The organism is Streptomyces sp. SID14515 (assembly GCF_010548505.1).
GTDB lineage: Bacteria > Actinomycetota > Actinomycetes > Streptomycetales > Streptomycetaceae > Streptomyces > Streptomyces caviscabies.
Map to the genome: position 1 here is coordinate 50,527 of NZ_JAAGMH010000107.1, position 19,355 is coordinate 69,881.

A 19,355-nucleotide genomic window follows, 5' to 3' on the forward strand; every position below is an offset into this window, starting at 1 on the left:
GGGGTCAGCATCCGCCCGAGGTGGCGTACGCCACATCCGCGCCCGTACTCAGGCCCGTACTCAGACATCGGACACGCGTACGAAGCCGAGTACCGGGCGGTACGGGCCCGAACCCCGGCCGGAACGGTCCAGGGTCCGGGTCAGAACGCGGAGACGCCCGTCAGCGCGCGGCCGATGATCAGCTTCTGGATCTGGCTGGTGCCCTCGTAGAGCGTCATCACCCGGGCGTCCCGCAGCAGTTTGCCGACCGGGTACTCGTCGATGTAGCCGTAGCCGCCGAAGACCTGGAGGGCGTTGTTGGCGCAGCGGACGGCGGCCTCGGAGGCGTACAGCTTGGCCGTGGAGGCGGCGGTGGCGAATTCCCGGCCCCGGTCGATCAGATCGGCGACCCGCCAGGTGAGCAGCCGGGCGGCGTCCACGTCCACGGCGATGTCGCTGAGCAGTTCCTGGACGAGCTGATGGCGGGCGATGGGCTTTCCGAACTGCTCGCGCTCTCCGGCGTAGCGCACGGCCGCGTCCAGGGCGGCCTGGGCGATGCCGACGCAGCCCGCCGCGACCGACATGCGCCCCTTGGCGAGGGCGGACATGGCGATGGAGAAGCCCTTGCCCTCGGGGCCGAGCATGGCGGACGCCGGTATGCGGACGTCCTGGAGGACCAGTTCGGCGGTGGCCTGACCGCGCAGGCCGAGCTTGCCGTGGATGGTGCGGCGGGTGAGGCCGGGGGTGTCGGTGGGGACGAGGAAGGCGGAGACGCCCCGGTGGCCGGGGCTGTCGTTCGTGCGCGCGAAGAGCAGGACGACGTCGGCCCAGGTGCCGTTGGTGATGAACATCTTGGTGCCGTCGACGACGTAGTCACCGCCGTCGCGGACGGCCCGGGTGGCGAGGTTCCCGGCGTCCGAGCCGGTGCCGGGCTCGGTGAGACCGAAGCAACCGATCGCCTCGCCGGAGGTGAGCCGGGGCAGCCAGGACCGCTTCTGCTCCTCGTCGCCCCAGGACGCGATGGTCTTGGCCACCAGGCCGAGCGATACGGAGACGATGCCGCGCACGGAGGAGTCGCCGCGCCCCAGCTCCTCGGTGACCAGGCAGTAGGACAGGTGGTCGCCGCCGGAGCCGCCGTACTCCTCGGGGACGGTCAGACCGAGGAAGCCGAGGGCGCCGAGCTTGCCGACGATCGACCTGTCGACATTCTCGGCCCGGTCCCATGCGACGACATGGGGGGCGACCTCGCGGGCGACGAAGTCCTCGGCCAGCTTCCGGACGGCTTCCTGCTCCTCGCTGAGCGTCAGGTCCATCGTGCGCCACCCACTGCCTCTCCTGAGCGCCGCTCGGGCGCGCTTTAATTAGCACTGCTAGTTTCTGGTTCGCAGGCCCTACTATGAGCCGCATGGCCCGACCACGCAAGCCCCTCCTCAGCAGAGACCGCATCGTCGAGGCGGCGAGCGCACTCGTGGACTCCGAGGGGCTCGACGCCGTCTCCACGCGCCGTCTGGCGGCCGTGCTGGGGGTCAGCGGGCCCTCGCTCTACAACCACTTCCGCAACAAGGAGGAGATCCTCGACGCCGTCGCCGACGCGGTCTCCGTACAGGTCGATCTGTCGATGTTCGAGGAGTCGGACCCGCGCGACTGGCGCGAGGCCCTGCACGACTGGGCGCTGTCCTACCGTGCCGCGCTCGCCGCGCACCCGCACATCGTTCCGGTGCTGGCCCGGGGGCCGGGCCGCCGGCCGGCGGGGCTGCGGGTCGCCGACGCGGTGTTCGGGGCGATGACCGGGGCGGGCTGGCCGCCCGCCCAGGCGACCCGGATCGGGGCGCTGATGCGCTACTTCATCACCGGTTCGGCGCTGGGCTCGTTCGCCGGCGGGTTCGTGGACGACGAGACCGCCTACGACCCCGCCGACTACCCGCACCTCGGCCAGGCCCATCTGCTGGCCGACCACCGCAGCCAGGTCGACGAAGGGGCCTTCGAGACCGGGCTGCGGGCGTTGCTGGACGGGCTGGCGCTCCAGTACGAGCAGTACGCGCGGCCGGTGGGCGAGGGCGCGGCGACGGTTCGGCCGGCGCCGAACCGTCCCTGACGCACCCTGGACGCATGGACCGTTCCCCGCGACAGCGCCCCCGGCCGCACGACGCGGCGGCCCCGCGACTCGCCGCACTGGCCGCCCTCCTCGCGGACGAGACCCGCGCCTCCTTCTGCCTGGCCCTGCTCGACGGGCGGGCCTGGACCGCCGGTGAGCTGGCCCGGTACGCCGCCGTCGCCCCGTCCACCGCCAGCGAGCACCTGGGGCGGCTGGTCGCGGGCGGACTGCTCGCGGAGGATCGGCAGGGCCGTCACCGCTACGTCCGGCTGGCCGACGAGCGGGCCGCGCACCTGGTGGAGGAACTGGCCTCGCACGCGGCGCCCGACGCCCCGGAGCGGCCGCGATCGCTGCGGGCGGCGAGCGTCAGCAGCGCGCTGGCCCGGGGGCGTACGTGTTACGACCATCTCGCCGGACGGCTCGGCATCCGGATCACCGAGGCGATGACGGTACGGGGGCTGCTGCGGCAGGACACCGGGTTCGCGCTGACCGAGGCGGGCCTGGACTGGTTCGGCGCCCTGGGCATCCCCCTGGACCGGACCGGACGACGCCCTCTGGCCCGGGGCTGCCTGGACTGGACGGAGCGACGGCCCCATCTCGCGGGGGCGGCGGGGGCGGCGCTGTGCGCGCATGTGCTGGCGGCGGGGTGGTGCGAGCGGTACGGGTCGGGGCGGGCGGTGCGGGTGACTCCGGTGGGGGTGGGGGCGCTGTCGGAGCGGCTGGGGCTGGACCCGGCGTCGCTCACCACCACCGACGGCTGACACACGCCCAGCCCGGCCGGTGCGTCCCCAGCCCGTCCGGCGCACCCCCAGCCCGTCCGGCGTTTGAGGCCGAGCCGACGCACCCCCAGCCCGGCCGACGCCTGAGGCCGAGCCGACGCATTTCCAGCCCGTCCGGCGTTTGAGGACGGAACCGGCGCTGGGTAGGGGCGGCACCCTTGCTTCCCGGCCACGGAGGGGTCGTCCCGTGCCACCACCAGGGTTCCGTCCTCAATCGCCGGACGGGCTTGAAAGGGCAGGGCTCCGTCCATGAGTGCCGGACGGGCTGAAAGGGCAGGGCTCCGTCCGTGAGTGTCGGGCGGGCTGAAAGGGCAGGGCTCCGTCCATGAGTGCCGGACGGGCTGAAAGGGCGGGGCTCCGTCCATGAGTGTCGGACGGGCTGACATGGGCGGGGCTCCGTCCGTGAGTGTCGGGCCGCCGTCGATTGACGGGCATTGACAATTCGGTGGGGGCCGAAGCGTTCCGGGCCTACGGTCGTGGCCATGACGACGACCCCGACACCGCCTCCGGCCTCCCCACCGGCCCACCCCTGGCGAGCCACCGCCGCAGCCTGCACCACCGTCGTGCTGTGGGCCTCCGCCTTCGTCTCCATCCGCAGCGCCGGCGAGTCCTACTCCCCCGGCGCGCTCGCCCTGGGCCGGCTCCTGGCGGGCACGCTCGTGCTCGGGGCGATCCTCCTCGTACGGCGAGAGGGACTGCCCGGCCGCGGCGCCTGGCGCGGAATCATCACCTCCGGCGTGCTCTGGTTCGGGCTCTACATGGTGGCGCTCAACTGGGGCGAGCAGGAGGTCGACGCCGGGACGGCGGCGATGCTGGTGAACATCGGGCCGATCCTGATGGCCCTGATGGGCGCCCGCATGCTCGGCGAGGGACTACCGCGCCGCCTGCTGCTGGGCATGGGCATCTCGTTCTCGGGCGCGGTCGTCGTCGGCCTCGCGATGTCCGGGCACGGCAGCTCCTCCGTGCTGGGCGTGGCACTGTGCCTGCTGGCCGCCGTGGCGTACGCGCTGGGCGTGGTCAGCCAGAAGCCGGCGCTCGCGTACGGCTCCTCGCTGCAGATCAACACCTTCGGCTGCATGATCGGCGCCGTCGCCTGCCTGCCGTTCACCGGAGTGCTGGTCTCCGAGGCGGCCGACGCCCCCATGTCCGCCACGCTGAACATGATCTATCTCGGCGTCTTCCCGACCGCGCTGGCCTTCACCACCTGGGGCTACGCCCTGGCCCGGACCACCGCGGGCCGGATGGGCGCCACCACGTACGCCGTTCCGGCGCTGGTGGTGCTCATGGCGTGGCTGCTGCTGGACGAGGTGCCGACCCTGCTCGGGGTCCTCGGCGGGCTGCTCTGCCTGGTCGGGGTGGCGGTCTCCCGGAGCCGTCAGCAGACTGGGCCCACACGCGGAAATCCCGCTGGGCCGGTGGAGGGAAGCCGTCATGACACGGAGGACCGGAGCGCAGGGCGACCGTAAGAAGGCCGAGAAGGCCGAGAAGGCCGACCGCGAGGAGGCGGGGCGGGCGGCCCGTTACGGCGGGCCGTATCTGGACGGGTTCGGCGTGGTCGACAGCGGCGACGACGATCCGGTCCTCGTGACGCCCGAGGGCCACGCCCGCGACGCCTGGCGCGAGGACTACCCGTACGACCGCAAGCTGCGCCGCCGCGACTACGACAAGGCCAAGCGGGCGCTCCAGATAGAGCTGCTGAAGCTCCAGCACTGGGTGAAGGAGCGCGACGAGCGGCTGGTGATCCTCTTCGAGGGCCGGGACGCGGCGGGCAAGGGCGGCACGATCAAGCGGTTCACCGAGCATCTCAATCCGCGTGGCGCACGCGTGGTGGCGCTGGAGAAGCCGACCGAGCGCGAGCGCACCCAGTGGTACTTCCAGCGCTACACGGCGCATCTGCCGAGCGCCGGGGAGATCGTGCTGTTCGACCGCTCCTGGTACAACCGGGCGGGCGTGGAACGGGTGATGGGGTTCTGCACGACCCGCGAGTACCTGGAGTTCATGCACCAGACGCCGGGATTCGAGCGGATGCTGGCCCGGGACGGCATCCACCTGGTGAAGTTCTGGTTCTCCGTCTCCCGCAACGAGCAGCGCAACCGGTTCATGATCCGGCAGATCGACCCCGTACGACGGTGGAAGCTGAGCCCGGTCGACCTGGCCTCGCTGGACAAGTGGGACGAGTACACGGAGGCCAAGGAGCTGATGCTCTTCCACACCGACACGGCGGACGCGCCGTGGACGGTGGTGAAGAGCAACGACAAGAAGCGGGCCCGACTGGAGGCGATGCGGCATGTGCTGGACCGCTTCGACTACCCGGGCAAGGACCCGGAGGTGGTCGGGGTGCCGGACCCGTTGATCGTGGGCCCGGCCTCCCGGCTGTTCGAGGAGGGCGAGATGGACGCCCGGCTGCTGGGCCCGGTGACGTCGACGTCCCGGACGACGGACTACTAGAACACCACCAGCGCCCGGCCACCCTTGCCCGCGATCATGTTGTCGAAGGCGGCGGGGATGCCGTCCAGGGCGATGCGCTCGGTGACCATCATCGAGAGGTCGAAGCGGCCCGCGCGGATGTGGTCGGCGAGGGCGGGCAGATCGCGGGCCGGGTCGCTGTTGCCGTAGACGCAGCCCGTGAGCGACCGGCCCCAGTGGAAGATCTCCAGGGCGTTGAAGGTGACTTCCTGGTCCTTGCCGCCGATGCCGACCACCGTGGTGCGCCCGCCGCGCCGGGTGGATTCCCAGGCGGCCCGGATGGTCGCGGGCCGGCCGACGCACTCGACCGCGACGTCCGTGCCCTGGCCGCCGGTGAGCTTGCGGATCTCGCGCGGGGTGGTGGCGGAGGCGATGACGTAGTCGGTGGCGCCCGCCTGCCGGGCCAGCTCCTCCTTGGCCGGGGAGACGTCGACCGCGATGATCCGGGACGCTCCGGCGATCCGGGCGGCCTGGAGCACGGCGAGGCCGACGCCGCCGATCCCGAAGACGACGACGCTCTCGCCCTCGCGGACCCGCGCGCTGTGGTGGATCGCCCCGTAGCCGGTGAGGACCGCGCAGCCGAGGAGGGCGGCGTCGGTGAGCGGGATGCCGTCGGGCGCGGGCAGCACGCAGTTGGCGGCGACGACGGTCTCCTCCGCGAAGGCCGCGACGTTGAGGCCGGGGTGGAGGTCGGTGCCGTCCGCCGTACGGGCGTGGAGGTTGGCGGTGCCCTTCAGGGCGTCGGCGCAGAGCCAGACCTCGCCGATGCCGCAGTGGAAGCAGGACCCGCAGGAGGGCGCCCAGTTGAGGACCACGCCGTCGCCGGGCGCGACATGGGTGACGCCCTCGCCGACCGCCAGGACCGTACCCGCTCCCTCGTGGCCGAGGACGGCGGGCACCGGGACGCGCATGGTGCCGTTGGACAGGGACAGGTCGGAGTGGCAGACCCCGGCGGCGGCGAGCGCGATCCGCACCTGGCCGGGGCCGGGCTCCGGCAGGACGATGTCGGTGATCTCCAGCGGAGCTCCGACGGCGGGCAGTACGGCGGCGCGGACCACGAACAGGCTCCTTACGAGTTGCGAGCTACGAGCTACGAGCTACGAGGAAAGGGTTGCGGGGTCAGAACTGGAGCGACTTCGTCTGGAGGTACTCCGCCAGACCGTGCGGCCCCAGTTCGCGCCCCACCCCCGACTGCTTGTAACCGCCGAACGGGGCCAGCGGGTTGAACCGTCCGCCGTTGATGTCGACCTGCCCGGTGTCCATCCGGCGGGCGAAGGCCACCGCCTCCTCGTCGTCCGCGGCCCACACGGCCCCGGCCAGCCCGTACACGGTGTCGTTGGCGATCCGCAGGGCGTCGTCCACGTCCTCGTACCGCAGGATCGAGACCACCGGGCCGAAGATCTCCTCCTGGGCGATCGTCATGTCCGGGGTGACGTCGGCGAAGACGGTCGGGCTGACGTAGTAGCCGGTCTCCAGCGGCGCGTCCGGGCCGCCCGCGATCAGCCGGGCGCCCTCCTCGACGCCCTTGGCGATGTAACCGCGCACCCGGGCCTGCTGCTTGGCGTTGACGAGCGGACCGACCCGTTCGCCGGGCACGTACTTGGTGACGGCGTTCGCGGCGAGCTCCACAGCCTCGTCGTACCGCTCCGCGTCCACCAGCATCCGGGTCCAGGCGCTGCACGTCTGGCCGGAGTTGGTCATCACGTTGGCGATGCCGACGTTGACCGCCTTGGCGAGATCCGCGCCGGGCAGGATCACATTGGCGGACTTGCCGCCCAGTTCGAGGGCGACGCGCTTGATCGCGGCCCCGGCGGTGGCGCCGATCTGCCTGCCGACGGCGGTGGAGCCGGTGAAGGAGACCAGGTCGACGTCCTCGTGGGCGGCGAGCGCCTGTCCGGCGACCGTTCCGAGGCCGGTGACCAGGTTGAAGACCCCGGGCGGCAGACCGGCCGCCTCGGTGGCCTCCGCGAAGAGCTGGGCGGTCAGCGGGGTGTCCTCGGCGGGCTTGAGGACGACGGTGCAGCCCGCGGCGAGCGCGGGGGCCACCTTGGCGACGATCTGGTGGAGCGGGTAGTTCCAGGGGGTGATCGCGCCGACCACGCCGACCGGTTCCAGCAGCACGGTGGAGTTGCCGATGCGCTCCTCGAAGGTGTGGCGGGCGGCCAGTTCGGCGTACGAGGCGGCCACCAGCACGGGCACGCCCGCGTGGACCATCTGCGACAGCGGCAGCGGTGAGCCCAGCTCGGCCGTGATCGTCTCGGCCAGCTCGTCCTTGCGGGCGGCCAGCGCGTCGGCGAGCGCGGTGAGCCGGGCGGCGCGCTCGGCGGGCGGGGTCGTGGCCCAGGCGGGGAAGGCGGCGCGCGCGGCCCGTACCGCCGCGTCGACGTCCTCGGCCGTTCCCGCCGGCACCCGGGCGATGACCCGCTCGTCGGCCGGGTTCACGACCGCGATCGTGTCCTGGCCGACGGCGGGCCGCCAGGCACCGTCGATGTACATCTCGTCATGGGCCTGCATGGCTGTTTCCTCCCGGACGTGCTGTGCGGAGCGCCGAAGCCGTGCGGCGCGGGCACACGTCGCACCCGCCCAAACTAGCGCCGTTAGTTTTCCGGCGCCAGGGAGCCTTCCGAGACGCCGGTCACGCCGGGCGCGCACGCCCCCGGCGCATGTGCCCCTGCCCGGCCGAGTTGCCGGAACGGCATGATCCCTTGCCCTGACGGCCACCGCCGGGCCAAGACTGGGGCGAGTCCGCGAGCCCGCGAACCCGGACCGCCGTCCGCCGTCCGCCGTCCGCACACCGAGGAGGCACCATGACCGCCGCGCCCCGCCCCCGCCACCGCCCCCGCCGCCGGGACACCCCGCCGCCACGGACCGGGGGGAGCGAGATCGAGGTGCTGCGCGGCTTCCTCGACTACGTACGCACCTCGGTCGCCGCGAAGGTCGAGGGCGCCTCGGAACCGGAGGTCCGCACCGCCGGGGTGCCCTCGGGCACGAATCTGCTCGGACTGCTCCACCATCTGACCTTCGTCGAGCGGTCCACCTTCCTCGGGGAGCGGGTCACCGACTGGCCGGCGACCTTCCGCGCCGCTCCCGAGGACGGTGTGGCCGAGGTCGTCGCCCGCTACCGGAAGGCGGTCGCGGAGGCGAACGACGTACTCGACACCTGCACCGACCTCGGCGCGCCCGTGCCCCGCCCACTGCCGAACGGCCCTGGGCCCAGCGCCCGTTGGGCGCTCACGCACATGATCGAGGAGACCGGCCGCCACGCCGGTCACGCGGATGTCCTCCGCGAGCTGATCGACGGCTCGACCGGCCGCTGACCGGCGGGGATCCTCAGGGCCGAGGCGCGTCGTCCAGCCCGGGAACGTCGCGGGGCAGCGGGCAGATGCGGCGGCCGTAGTGGTCGAAGACGTACAGATGGGCCAGGTCCACCAGCAGCGGCACCTGTGCCCCGGTCCGCAGCCGCATATCGGGTCCGGTGCGCACCACCAGGCCGCCGGAAGGAGTGGGCGGGTGGTCCAGGCCCTGGATCTCGGCGGGGTCCTGGACGGGTTCGTCGAGGGTGACGACCGGGCCGCTGATGCGGCCGCCCGCCCGCCCCCCGAGCCGTTCCAGGACGCCGACCCCGCCTCCGCCGCCGACCGCCGCCCGACGGCGGCGGGGCATCGCCCGGGGCCGGGCGGACTGGAACACCATCGCCATACCGCGTTCGCGCGGCGGGGTGTGGTTGGCGTACTCGCCGTCGAGGAGCAGTTCGCCCTCGGTGATCTCCTCCAGCCCCGCGATCATGCGCAGCACGGTGGACTTGCCGCAGCCGGAGGGGCCGAGCAGCACGACGAACTCGCCGGGATCGATGGAGAGCGTGAACCGGTCGACGGCCCGCCGGTCCCGGCCGTAACTCTTGCTGACTTGGTGCAGGGAGATCGCGCGCGTCATGAATGTCCGCCCGGAGGGAAGTTGTGGCATCGCGGTGGGGAGCGGCTGTGTGGAAGCCGGCCCACCGGGCGGGGTGTGGGAATGACTCGCGCGAAGGTTGAGGCGTACGGGGCCGGTGAGGCCCGGGGCAGGGCCCACCCGTGAGGCCCGGGGCAGGGCCCACCCGTGAGAGCCGGGGCCGGTCACCCGGAGGGTTCGGAGCCGTTCCGGACGGTCGGCGGTACCGGGGCATGCGCTGCGTCCGGCGGTACGGGGGTGGGCGTCGTGCCCGGCGGTACGGGAGTGGGCTCCGTGTCCTGGGCGGCCGGGGCCGACTTCATACGGCCGTCGCCGCGCAGTCCCAGTCCCGCAGCGCCGAGCAGCCCCACGCCGAGCAGCGCGAACGGGGCCGCCACCCCCACCGCGCCCGCGATCAGGCCCGCCGCGGCGGGGGCGGCGACCTGGCCGAGCCGGTTGCCGGTCAGTCGCAGGGCGAGCGCGGTGGACCGGGCCTGGGCGGGGGCGGCCCGGACGACGGTGGTCATGGACAGCGGCTGGCCGACGCCGAGGCAGAAGCCGAGCACGGCCAGCATGACCGCGAGGACCGGGACGGACACGGGCAGCGCGACGCCCGCGCAGAGGAGCCCGGCGAGCAGGCAGCTGGTGGTCAGCAGGGCCCTGCGGCCCAGCAGCCGCAGCAGCGGCGTCATCACCAGCCGGCAGGCGATCGTGGCGGCGGCCCGCAGGCTGAGCAGCAGTCCGACGGTGGCCGGTGCGATGGAGCGGTGCTCGCCGACGACCGGCAGATAGGCGGTGAGGATGTCGGTGGCGGACAGCACCGCCATGCTGATGAGGATGCCGGCCGGAACGCCGCGCGCGCCCAGGATCGCCCGGACCGGGACCTTGTGGCCGGGGGCCGGCCCGGAGCCGGTGGCCCGGCGGTGCTCGATGCGCCAGAGCGAGGTGAGGGCGACCGCGCAGACCCCCGCCGAGACGAGGAGCGCGAGGGCGCTCGTACGACCCAGCGCACCGCTGTCGGCGGAGATCAGCGCACCGGCCGCGATCGGGCCGACGAGCTGGCCGAGCGAGGCGCCGATGGTGAAGTGCCCGAAGTTGCGGTCCTGTTCGTCGGGCGCGGACTGCCGGGCCACGATCGACTGCGCGCCGATCACGAAGCACAGGTGGCCGAGGCCCATCACTCCGCTCCAGGCGGCCATCGCGGGCAGCGAGGAGACGATGCCGCTGAGCGCGCAGCCGCCGGAGATCAGGAGCACGCCGAGCGGCAGCAGGGGCGCGCAGCGGCCGTGGTCGGTGCGGCGGCCGAGCGGCACGGCGACGAACAGCGGAAGCAGGGCGTAGACCCCGGCGATGACGCCGACGGCCGCCTCTTCCCCAAGGATCTCAGCTCCGTTCGACCAGGGGAGGCCCCACTCGCCGAGCGCGAGGGCCCGGTAGGAGACGGCGGGCCGCGCCATCGACACCGCCCCCTGCGCGAAGGCGAAGGCGATGACGAGGCGCAGCAGCCAGCCCCGGCCGGGCCCGGTCCGTGGTCGCGGTGTCATCACATGATGCCGAAGAGGATGCCCGCCGCGAGCACCACGAGCGAGGTGAGGACGGCCCACTTGACGGTGAAGCGGGTGTGGTCGCCGAACTCGACCTTCGCCATGCCGACGAGGACGTACACGGCGGGCACCAGGGGCGAGGACATGTGCAGGGCCTGACCGGCCAGCGAGGCGCGGGCGATCTCCAGCGGCGAGACGCCGTGGGCCGCGCCCGCCTCGGCGAGGACGGGGAGGACGCCGAAGTAGAAGCCGTCGTTGGACATGAAGTAGGTGAGCGGCAGGCTGAGCACGCCGGTGACGATGGCCATGTGCGGGCCCATCGCCTCGGGGACCGCGCCGACGACCCAGTCGGCCATGTGCTCGACCATGCCGGTGCCGGTGAGGACTCCGGTGAAGACGGCGGCGGCGAAGACCATGCCGGAGACGTTGAGGACGTTGTCGGCGTGGGCGGCGATCCGGGCCCGCTGGTCGGGCATGTGGGGGAAGTTGACGGTGAGCGCGAGGGCCGCGCCGAGCAGGAAGAGCACCGGGATCGGCATCAGTTCCATGATCATCGCCGTCAGGAGGGCGGCGGTGAGACCGGCGTTGAACCAGTAGAGCTTCGGGCGGAGCGTGGACCGGTTCGGGTCGAGGCCCTGGAACGCGTCGTCCCCGTCGCCGTCGCCGTCCCCGTCGCCGTCCGAGGCATCGGCGCCGGCCCCCGTCCCCGTACCGCCCGCCGAGGCGGATGCGGCGGTTCCCTTGCGGAGACGGTCCTCTCCGCCGATGCCGCCGGTGCCGCCGACTCCGGTGGTCACGGTCTCCGGCTCCGGCTCCGGCTCCCGGGCCAGCGCCTCGTCGAGGGTGAGCATGCCCAGACGCTTGCGCTCCCGGCGGCCCAGCACGTACGCCAGCACGAACACGGCGAGCAGCCCCATGGCCAGCGCCGGGATCATCGGCACGAAGATCTCGGAGGCGTCCAGCTTGAGGGCGGTGGCGGCGCGGGCGGTGGGGCCGCCCCAGGGCAGGGTGTTCATGACGCCGTTGGCGGTGGCCGCGACACCGGTCATGACGACCAGGCTCATCTTCAGGCGTTTGTAGAGCGGATACATCGCCGAGACGGTGATCATGAAGGTGGTGGAGCCGTCGCCGTCCAGCGAGACGATCGCGGCGAGCACCGCCGTACCGACGACGATGCGCATCGGGTCGGCCTTGCAGAACCGCAGGATGCCCCGGACGATCGGGTCGAACAGGCCGACGTCGATCATCACGCCGAAGTACACGATGGCGAACATCAGCATGGCGGCGGTGGGCGCGAGGTTGCCGACGCCTTCGATGACGTAGTCGCCGAGCTGCGCTCCCTGTCCTACGGCGACACAGAACAGTGCGGGGATCAGTACCAGCGCCGCGATCGGCGACATCTTCTTCGTCATGATCAGGACCAGGAAGGTCGCGATCATGGCGAAGCCGAGGATTGTCAGCATGGGGGATACCTAACGTTCATCCTTGAACTCCCACCGGTCTCGGCGGTCGGTCCGGATGACGTTAGGGGCCTCCTCGAAGAGTTAACAAGACGTTGACGCGTGAGCAATACGAGCAAAACCCCAGGTCAACGCGGTAGTGCTAGTGAGCTGGGGTGACGGAGACCGGGATGGCGTTCAGGACCGCCGTGCCGGACAGCGGATCCAGGAGCGTGCCGTCGAGCAGCTGGTTCACGTTCGCCCCGGGGTCGGCGGCGGCGACCGACATACGGGTGCCGGGGCGGCTGTGGCCCCACCCGTGCGGCAGGCTCACCACCCCGCTGCGCACGGTGTCGGTGATCTCGGCCGGGGCCTCGATGCCGCCGCCCGACGACTCGATCCGGGCGGTGGCCCCGTCCACGAGCCCGAGGCGGGCCGCGTCGTCGGGGTGGATCTGGAGGGTGCAGACGTTGGACCCGCCGGTGAGCGAGCCGACGTTGTGCATCCAGCTGTTGTTGGAGCGCAGATGGCGGCGGCCGACGAGGACGAGCGGGGCCGGCCGGTCGCCCAGCGCCCGGCGCAGGCGCGGCAGATCGGCGGCGATCGGCTCCGGGAGCAGTTCGATCCGGCCGGAGCGGGTGCGCAGGACTTCGGGGACGCGGGGTTTCAGCGGGCCGAGGTCGATGCCGTGCGGGTGGGCCAGGAGCCGCTGAAGCGTCAGCCCGTACGGGCCGAGGCGCAGCATCAGGTCCAGTCGACGTTCGGGGCCGTTCTCGCCGGTGAGTTCGGCGGCCCGTTCCTTCGGGGCTCCGGCCCGGGTGAGGGCGGTGTCGACGGCCAGGTCGTCGACGGCGGAGGGCGGCGCGCCGTGCGTACCGCTCGCCGCGAGGATCAGCCGGGCGTGGATCTCGCTCTCGTCCATCCGCCCCTCCTCCAGGGGCACGGCGGCGCGGGTGTAGCGGACCTGGTTGTGCACGGCGAAGTTATTGAACGCGAAGTCGAAGTGGGCGCTCTGCGAGGGCGGCGGCGGGGGCAGGACGACGTCGGCGTGCCGGGAGGTCTCGTTGAGATACGGGTCGACGCTGACCATGAAGTCGAGCCCGTCGGCGAGGGCCGCGTCCAGCCGGTCGCCGTCGGGCGCGGAGAGTACGGGGTTGGCGGCGATGACCACCAGGGCGCGGATACGGCCCTCGCCCGGGGTGTCGATCTCCTCGGCGAGGGCGGCGATGGGCAGTTCGCCCTTGGCCTCGGGGTGCCCGGAGACCCGGCTCGCCCAGCGGCCGAGCGCGAAGCCCTTGCCGGGGGCGGCGTTACGCGCCCCCGGGGCGGTGGGTCGGGGCGCGCGGGCCGTGGCGGAGAGCGGGAAGAGCGCGCCGCCGGGCCGGTCGAGGTTGCCGGTGAGGATGTTCAGGACGTCCACCAGCCAGCTGGCGAGGGTGCCGTGCTCGACGGTGCAGCTGCCGATGCGCCCGTAGACGGCGGCGGTGGGGGCGGCGGCGAGTTCGCGGGCGATGGCGGTGATGGTGTCGGCGTCCACGTCGCAGGCGGCGGCGACCGCGTCCGGGGTGAAGTCCGCGAGGGCGGCGGCGAGTTCGTCGATGCCTTCCAGGTGCTCGGCGAGCGGCCCGGGGTCGGCGAGCTTCTCGTCGATCAGGGTGTGCGCGAGGGCGGCCAGCAGCAGGGCGTCCGCGCCGGGCCGGATCGCGACGTGCCGGTCGGCGAGGCGGGCGGTGCGGGTGCGGCGCGGGTCGATGACGGTGAGGGTGCCGCCGCGCCGGCGCAGGGCCTTGAGCCGGCCGGGGAAGTCGGGGGCGGTGCAGAGGCTGCCGTTGGACTCCAGCGGGTTGGCGCCGATCAGCAGGAGATGGTCGGTGCGGTCGAGATCCGGTACGGGGATGGCGTGCGCGTCGCCGAAGAGCAGGCCGCTGGAGACGTGCTTGGGCATCTGGTCCAGGGTGCTGGCGGTGAAGACGTTACGGGTGCGCAGGGCGGCGAGCAGCAGGGGCGGGTAGAGGGAGCCCGCCATCGTGTGCACGTTGGGGTTGCCGAGGACCACGCCGACGGCCTGGGGCCCGTACGCCTCCGTCAGGGCCGGTATCCGTGCGGCGATCAGGTCGAACGCCTCGTCCCAGCCGGCCTCGCGCAGCTCCCCGTCGTCGCCGCGCACAAGGGGGACGCGCAGCCGGTCGGGGTCGGCGTCGAGCCCGCCGAAGGAGGCACCCTTGGGGCAGATGAAGCCCTTGCTGAAGATGTCGTCGCGATCGCCGCGCGCACCGGTGACGGTGGTCCCCTCGATGGTGAGGGTGAGGCCGCAGGTGGCCTCGCAGAGGGGGCAGATACGCGGTGCGGTGCGGGAGTCGTGGGACATGGGCCCTCCCCGGGGCGGCAGCGGCGACGGCACACGGACATGGGCCGGGCGGGCATGGAAGCCCCGGCCCGGCCGAGCATACCGACCGGTACGCACGGTGGGGAGGCGTCGTGCGGAGGAGAGCAAAGAAGGGCTGAAGAGAGCGAAGGAGAAGGGGAGAGGAGGGCAGGGCAGGGCAGGGCAGGGACCGGCGCTCAGTCGAGCGTGTGGGCGAGGTAGGACCTGACCAGGGTCCGGGTCTCGGCGACGATGGCCGCGTCGCCCGACGGTTCCGTACGGAAGGCGAGTTGCAGCAGCGCGTCGGCGGCCTCCACGCTCACCAGGATCGCCCGGGACAGCCCCTCGTCGGCCCGGCGGCCGAGGTGTCCGGCGAGCAGTACCGCGAGCCGGTCCGCTAGACGCCGGTTGGCGTCGTCCGCAGCGCCCTCGGCGGGAAACGGCGGCCCGAAGTCGACGAGCGCGAACCCGGGGACGCTCCGCTTCATCGCCAGGTACTCGTCGAGCACCGCGTCGATGGCGGCGCGCCAGTCGGCGGCGGGAAGATCCGCGAGCCGGGCGGTGATGCGGTCCGCGTAGGTGTCCAGGTTGCGCAGCGCGAGGGCGTCGACGAGCGCGCGCTTGTTGGAGAAGAACCGGTAGACGGAGCCGATGGGCACCTCGGCGCGCTCGGCGACGGCCCGGGTGGTGAGCTGCTCGTAGCCGGTCTCGTCGAGGAGGCCGGCGCACGAGTCGAGTATCCGGGCCAGGCGGTCGGCGCTGCGCTGCTGCACGGGGGCGCGGCGGAGGTTCGGGGTGACATGGGGCTGGGGCACGGGCCCCATGATGCCGTGCCCCCTCTCGATGATGCCGCGCCCCCTCTCGCCCGGCGAAAAGCAGAGGCTCCCCGCGGACGGCGCTCCCCGGGCCGCGCATCACGCCGCACACGCCACGAATGGCGCGATGTATGCCGTTGACGTGCCCCGCTCCTATTCCTACGGTGGTGCATAGGATTCGTCGTCCGGCGGATCCGAGGGCTTTCTTGGGCACCGGGAGTGCGGGATGAGCGCGATCGACCAGGCGAGGAAGACGGCCGAGGGGCTGACGTATTCCTCCGGCTTCGGCAACGAGCACAGCTCGGAGGCGGTGCCCGGGGCGCTGCCGCACGGCCGCAACTCCCCCCAGCGCGCACCGCTCGGGCTGTACGCGGAGCAGCTGAGCGGCTCCGCCTTCACCGAGCCGCGCGCGGACAACCGCCGCTCCTGGCTCTACCGGATCCGCCCCTCGGCCGCCCACCCGGCGTTCACCCGGACCGACAACGGGGGCCTGCGCTCGGCGCCCTTCACCGAGACCGTGCCGGACCCGAACCGGCTGCGCTGGAACCCGCTGCCCGACCCCGCGCCCGGCACGGACTTCCTGAGCGGCCTGTGGACGCTCGGCGGCAACGGCGACACCACCCAGCGCGCCGGGATGGCGATCCACCTCTACAGCGCCAACGCCTCGATGACGGACCGCGTGTTCAGCGACTCCGACGGCGAGCTGCTGATCGTCCCCGAGCGCGGCGGACTGCTGCTGCGCACCGAACTGGGCCTGCTGCGCGCCGAACCCGGCCATGTCGCGCTGATCCCGCGCGGCGTCCGCTTCCGGGTGGAGCTGCTGGAGGAGACCGCGCGCGGTTACGTCTGCGAGAACTACGGCCGCCCGTTCGCGCTGCCCGACCTCGGCCCGATCGGCGCCAACGGCCTGGCGAACGCCCGGGACTTCCTCGCCCCCGTCGCCGCGTACGAGGACCACGAGGGCCCGGTGGAGGTGGTCAACAAGTTCTGCGGGAACCTCTGGTCGGCGACGTACGACCACTCGCCGCTCGATGTGGTGGCCTGGCACGGCAACCACACCCCGTACGTCTACGACCTGCGCCGGTTCAATGTGATCGGCACGATCAGCTACGACCACCCCGACCCGTCGATCTTCACGGTGCTGACCTCGCCGTCCGACACCCCGGGGCTGGCCGGGGTGGACTTCGTCGTCTTCGCACCGCGCTGGCTGGTCGGCGAGGACACCTTCCGCCCGCCGTACTTCCACCGCAATGTGATGAGCGAGTACATGGGGCTGATCGACGGGGCGTACGACGCGAAGGCGGACGGTTTCGTGCCCGGCGGCGGCTCGCTGCACAACATGATGTCGGCGCACGGACCGGACCGGGAGACCTTCGACCGGGCGAGCGCGGCGGAGCTGAAGCCGCAGAAGATCGACGACGGTCTGGCCTTCATGTTCGAGACCCGCTGGCCGGTCACGGCGACCGCGCAGGCGGCCGGCGCCGGCCATCTGCAGCGCGGCTACGACGACGTATGGCAGGGTCTGAGCCGCAACTTCCGGCCATAGACGGCGGAAGGCCGGAGGGTACGGGACGGGGACGACGTGACAGAGAGCCACGGACAGGCCGGGGCGGACCACGGTGGGGAGCCGCCGTTCCGGCCGCCCGCCTTCGCCCCCGACTCGCTCGTCCTGAACCGGAAGCTTCCGCTCTGGTACCAGGTCTCCCAGTCCCTGCGGGCCTCCATACTGGGCCGCCCGCAGGACGCCTCCGCCCGGCTGCCCACCGAGGAGCAGCTCGCCGCGCACTACGGCGTCAGCGTGCTCACGATGCGCCAGGCGCTCAAGGAGCTGGAGACGGAGGGGCTGATCAGCCGGCACCGGCGGCGCGGCACGTTCATCGAGCCGCGCGCCCGGCGGGTCTCCCCGGTGCGACTGCTGGGCTCGGTCGACGCGATCGTGGCCCAGCAGTCCGGGGAGGCGACGACCGTTCTGGGCCACGGGCCGACGGCGGTGCCCGGTGATCTCGCCGAGTTCTTCCCGGGCTGCTCCGAGGTGACCTGCTACCGACGGCTGCGCCGCGACGGGGAGAGCGACGAGCCCACCAACTGGGCGGAGAACGCGGTACGCCCCGACATCGCCGCCCGGATCGACGTGGCCGACCTCGAACGCTGGCCGATGACCAAGGTCCTGCGCGATGTCGTCGGGGTGAGGATCTCCCGGATCACCGACACGGTGGAGGCCCGGCTCGCCGACCCCGTCACCGCCGAGCTGCTCCAGGTCCCGCTGCTCAGCCCGATCCTGCACTACACGGGCGTGACGTACGACGAGGAGGGGCAGGTGGTGGACGTGGCCCGGATCCGCTACCGGGGCGACCGGTTCTCCTTCTCCGTGACGGTGGAGGCCCACTGACCCCGCCCCACGGGGCCGCCGCCCGCCGTTACGATGCGAAAGGGTCACGGCGGACAGGGGACATGGGACAGGGGGACGGCTCGGTGGCAGCGCGCGGAACGGCGGCGGCGACGGCCGGAGACGGCGGGACCACGGAGCCCACGCCTCCGGAGACACCGGACGCACCGGACGCACCGGACGCACCGGGGACACTGGGGACACCCGGCGTCCCGGACGCGCCCGGGACGCCGGACACGGCGAGCACACCGGGTACGCCGCGCGCACCGGGCACGCCCTCGGCGCTGGACGGGCTCGTGCCGCTGGACGAGCTGATGCCGTGGTCCGTACGGCCGCTCCGGACCGGCCGCGCCTGGGTGAGCGGCCCCGACCCCGTGGCGCTCCGGGCCCGCTGGGAACGGCTGGCCGCAGCCGACGCCGCCGAGCAGGAGCGGCTGTTCGCGCCCACCCGTTCCCGTACGCCGCACACCTCGGTCGCCGCCCTGCCCGGCCGGTCCGCCGGAACGGGCCGCTTCGCCCGGACCCCGGGCCCCTGCCCCGACCCCGTACGGATCCTGCACGGCCCCTACGACGAACAGTGGCTGCTGCCCGACCACCGGCTGATCGACGCGGCCCGTCCGGAGCTGTGGCGGGTCGCCGACGGGCAGCAGCTCTTCGCGGTCGAACACAGTTCCGCCCCCGAGGATTCCGGGCCCGCCCTGTCCGTGACCGCGCTGCTGCCCGACGGGCACTCCCCCGCCGGGCGGCCCGGCCGGATCAGGCCGCTCTACCGCAGGCCAGGCGGCGCGGAGCCCAACCTCGCGCCGGGGCTCCCGGAGCTGCTGCGCGAGCGGCTCGGCGGCGGGGCGGAACCGGACGCGTTCACCCCGGAAGCGGTGCTGGCCTGGATCGTGGCCGCCGCCCGGCCCTCCGCCACCGGTCTCCATGTCCCGTTGCCGGCCGACGCGGAGGTGTGGTCGTCGGGGGTGGCGCTCGGCCGGGAGCTGCTGCGCCTCCAGTCGCGCGGGGCCCGGGGCGGGGAGCGGCCCCGGCTGCCGGGCGGGCGCAGGCCCTATGTGCGGGCGGCGCTGCCGGCCCGTCCCGCGGAGCTGTCGTACGACGCCGGGGACGAGGCGCTGGTGGTCGGCGACGGCCGGATCTCGCCGGTGCCTTCGGAGGCCTGGGACTTCACGGTGGGCGGGGTGCGGGTGCTGGAGCTCTGGTTCGATCGCCGGGCCGCCGCGGCGGCGGGCCGGGGGCCGGATGGGGCGGCCCCGGACGGTCTCGACGCGGTCGGTGCGCGCGGCTGGCCCCGGGAGTGGACCTCGGAGCTGCTCGAACTCATCACCGTACTCGCCCTGCTGGACGGCACGGCGGGGCCCCGCAAGGAGCTGCGGGCCAGACTGGAGGCGGGGCCGCTGATCGGTCCCGCCGAGCTGCGGGCGGCCGGGGTGCTGCCGGTCCCGCCCTCGGCACGGCGTCCCGCCTCGGTCCTCGGGCACCAGGAGGAGGGCCCGGAGGGGCAGTTCGCGCTGCTGTAGCGGCGGTCCGGACCACAGGGAGTGGCGAAAGCGCCGG

Annotated in this window: 16 protein-coding genes; 8 read left to right on the forward strand and 8 right to left on the reverse strand. The window is 73.2% G+C overall.

Annotation, left to right across the window (positions count from 1 at the left end):
- Positions 1 to 140: 140 nt before the first annotated feature.
- Positions 141 to 1,292, reverse strand: a complete 1,152-nt coding sequence (locus G3I54_RS24405; protein ID WP_164617050.1) for an acyl-CoA dehydrogenase family protein — start codon at positions 1,290 to 1,292, stop codon at positions 141 to 143.
- A 92-nt stretch (positions 1,293 to 1,384) separates the two neighbouring features.
- Between G3I54_RS24405 and G3I54_RS24410 the strand changes: the two genes are divergently transcribed.
- From G3I54_RS24410 to ppk2, 4 genes are all read left to right on the forward strand, one after another.
- The gene (locus G3I54_RS24410) at positions 1,385 to 2,074 is read left to right on the forward strand and encodes a TetR/AcrR family transcriptional regulator C-terminal domain-containing protein (RefSeq protein WP_164617052.1); all 690 of its coding nucleotides are present in this window, start codon (positions 1,385 to 1,387) and stop codon (positions 2,072 to 2,074) included.
- Positions 2,075 to 2,088: 14 nt separating this feature from the next.
- On the forward strand, positions 2,089 to 2,835 hold the full coding sequence (locus tag G3I54_RS24415; protein WP_164617054.1) for a winged helix-turn-helix domain-containing protein: 747 nt from the start codon (positions 2,089 to 2,091) through the stop codon (positions 2,833 to 2,835).
- Between the two features lie 500 nt (positions 2,836 to 3,335).
- Positions 3,336 to 4,319, forward strand: a complete 984-nt coding sequence (locus G3I54_RS24420; protein WP_164617056.1) for a DMT family transporter — start codon at positions 3,336 to 3,338, stop codon at positions 4,317 to 4,319.
- On the forward strand, positions 4,285 to 5,301 hold the full coding sequence (gene ppk2 / locus G3I54_RS24425) for a polyphosphate kinase 2 (protein WP_164617058.1): 1,017 nt from the start codon (positions 4,285 to 4,287) through the stop codon (positions 5,299 to 5,301). The genes G3I54_RS24420 and ppk2 overlap by 35 nt, the downstream gene beginning before the upstream one ends.
- Here the strand turns inward: ppk2 and G3I54_RS24430 are convergent.
- Positions 5,298 to 6,377, reverse strand: a complete 1,080-nt coding sequence (locus G3I54_RS24430) for a Zn-dependent alcohol dehydrogenase (RefSeq protein ID WP_164617060.1) — start codon at positions 6,375 to 6,377, stop codon at positions 5,298 to 5,300. The genes ppk2 and G3I54_RS24430 overlap by 4 nt on opposite strands.
- A gap of 61 nt (positions 6,378 to 6,438) precedes the next feature.
- On the reverse strand, positions 6,439 to 7,833 hold the full coding sequence (locus G3I54_RS24435; RefSeq protein WP_164617063.1) for an aldehyde dehydrogenase family protein: 1,395 nt from the start codon (positions 7,831 to 7,833) through the stop codon (positions 6,439 to 6,441).
- Positions 7,834 to 8,126: 293 nt separating this feature from the next.
- Between G3I54_RS24435 and G3I54_RS24440 the strand changes: the two genes are divergently transcribed.
- Entirely contained in the window at positions 8,127 to 8,636 is a 510-nt protein-coding gene (locus G3I54_RS24440; RefSeq protein ID WP_164617064.1) for a DinB family protein, read from the forward strand.
- 13 nt (positions 8,637 to 8,649) lie between these two features.
- Here the strand turns inward: G3I54_RS24440 and G3I54_RS24445 are convergent, their stop codons facing one another.
- The 5 genes from G3I54_RS24445 to G3I54_RS24465 form a co-directional block, all read right to left on the reverse strand.
- Complete coding sequence (locus tag G3I54_RS24445; protein WP_164617066.1) at positions 8,650 to 9,252, reverse strand: ATP-binding cassette domain-containing protein; 603 nt, start codon at positions 9,250 to 9,252, stop codon at positions 8,650 to 8,652.
- Positions 9,253 to 9,434: 182 nt separating this feature from the next.
- On the reverse strand, positions 9,435 to 10,793 hold the full coding sequence (locus G3I54_RS24450; RefSeq protein WP_164617068.1) for an MFS transporter: 1,359 nt from the start codon (positions 10,791 to 10,793) through the stop codon (positions 9,435 to 9,437).
- Positions 10,793 to 12,256 carry a citrate:proton symporter gene (locus G3I54_RS24455; RefSeq protein ID WP_164617070.1) on the reverse strand — a complete coding sequence of 488 codons (1,464 nt, stop codon included), beginning with the start codon at positions 12,254 to 12,256 and terminating at the stop codon, positions 10,793 to 10,795. The genes G3I54_RS24450 and G3I54_RS24455 overlap by 1 nt, the downstream gene beginning before the upstream one ends.
- A 139-nt stretch (positions 12,257 to 12,395) precedes the next feature.
- Positions 12,396 to 14,600 (reverse strand): molybdopterin-dependent oxidoreductase, encoded by a 2,205-nt coding sequence (locus G3I54_RS24460; protein ID WP_164617072.1) that lies wholly within the window; start codon positions 14,598 to 14,600, stop codon positions 12,396 to 12,398.
- Positions 14,601 to 14,794: 194 nt separating this feature from the next.
- The gene (locus G3I54_RS24465; protein WP_164617074.1) at positions 14,795 to 15,421 is read right to left on the reverse strand and encodes a TetR/AcrR family transcriptional regulator; all 627 of its coding nucleotides are present in this window, start codon (positions 15,419 to 15,421) and stop codon (positions 14,795 to 14,797) included.
- Between the two features lie 217 nt (positions 15,422 to 15,638).
- On the opposite strand from G3I54_RS24465, the gene hmgA reads away from it, so the two are divergent.
- The 3 genes from hmgA to G3I54_RS24480 all read left to right on the forward strand — a co-directional run bounded on the left by hmgA (position 15,639) and on the right by G3I54_RS24480 (position 19,318).
- Positions 15,639 to 16,958 carry a homogentisate 1,2-dioxygenase gene (hmgA, locus tag G3I54_RS24470; protein WP_030631085.1) on the forward strand — a complete coding sequence of 440 codons (1,320 nt, stop codon included), beginning with the start codon at positions 15,639 to 15,641 and terminating at the stop codon, positions 16,956 to 16,958.
- 36 nt (positions 16,959 to 16,994) lie between these two features.
- On the forward strand, positions 16,995 to 17,801 hold the full coding sequence (locus G3I54_RS24475) for a GntR family transcriptional regulator (RefSeq protein ID WP_164617076.1): 807 nt from the start codon (positions 16,995 to 16,997) through the stop codon (positions 17,799 to 17,801).
- Positions 17,802 to 17,863: 62 nt separating this feature from the next.
- Positions 17,864 to 19,318, forward strand: coding sequence for a type ISP restriction/modification enzyme (locus G3I54_RS24480; RefSeq protein WP_239144545.1), 1,455 nt, complete (start codon positions 17,864 to 17,866; stop codon positions 19,316 to 19,318).
- Positions 19,319 to 19,355: the final 37 nt, after the last annotated feature.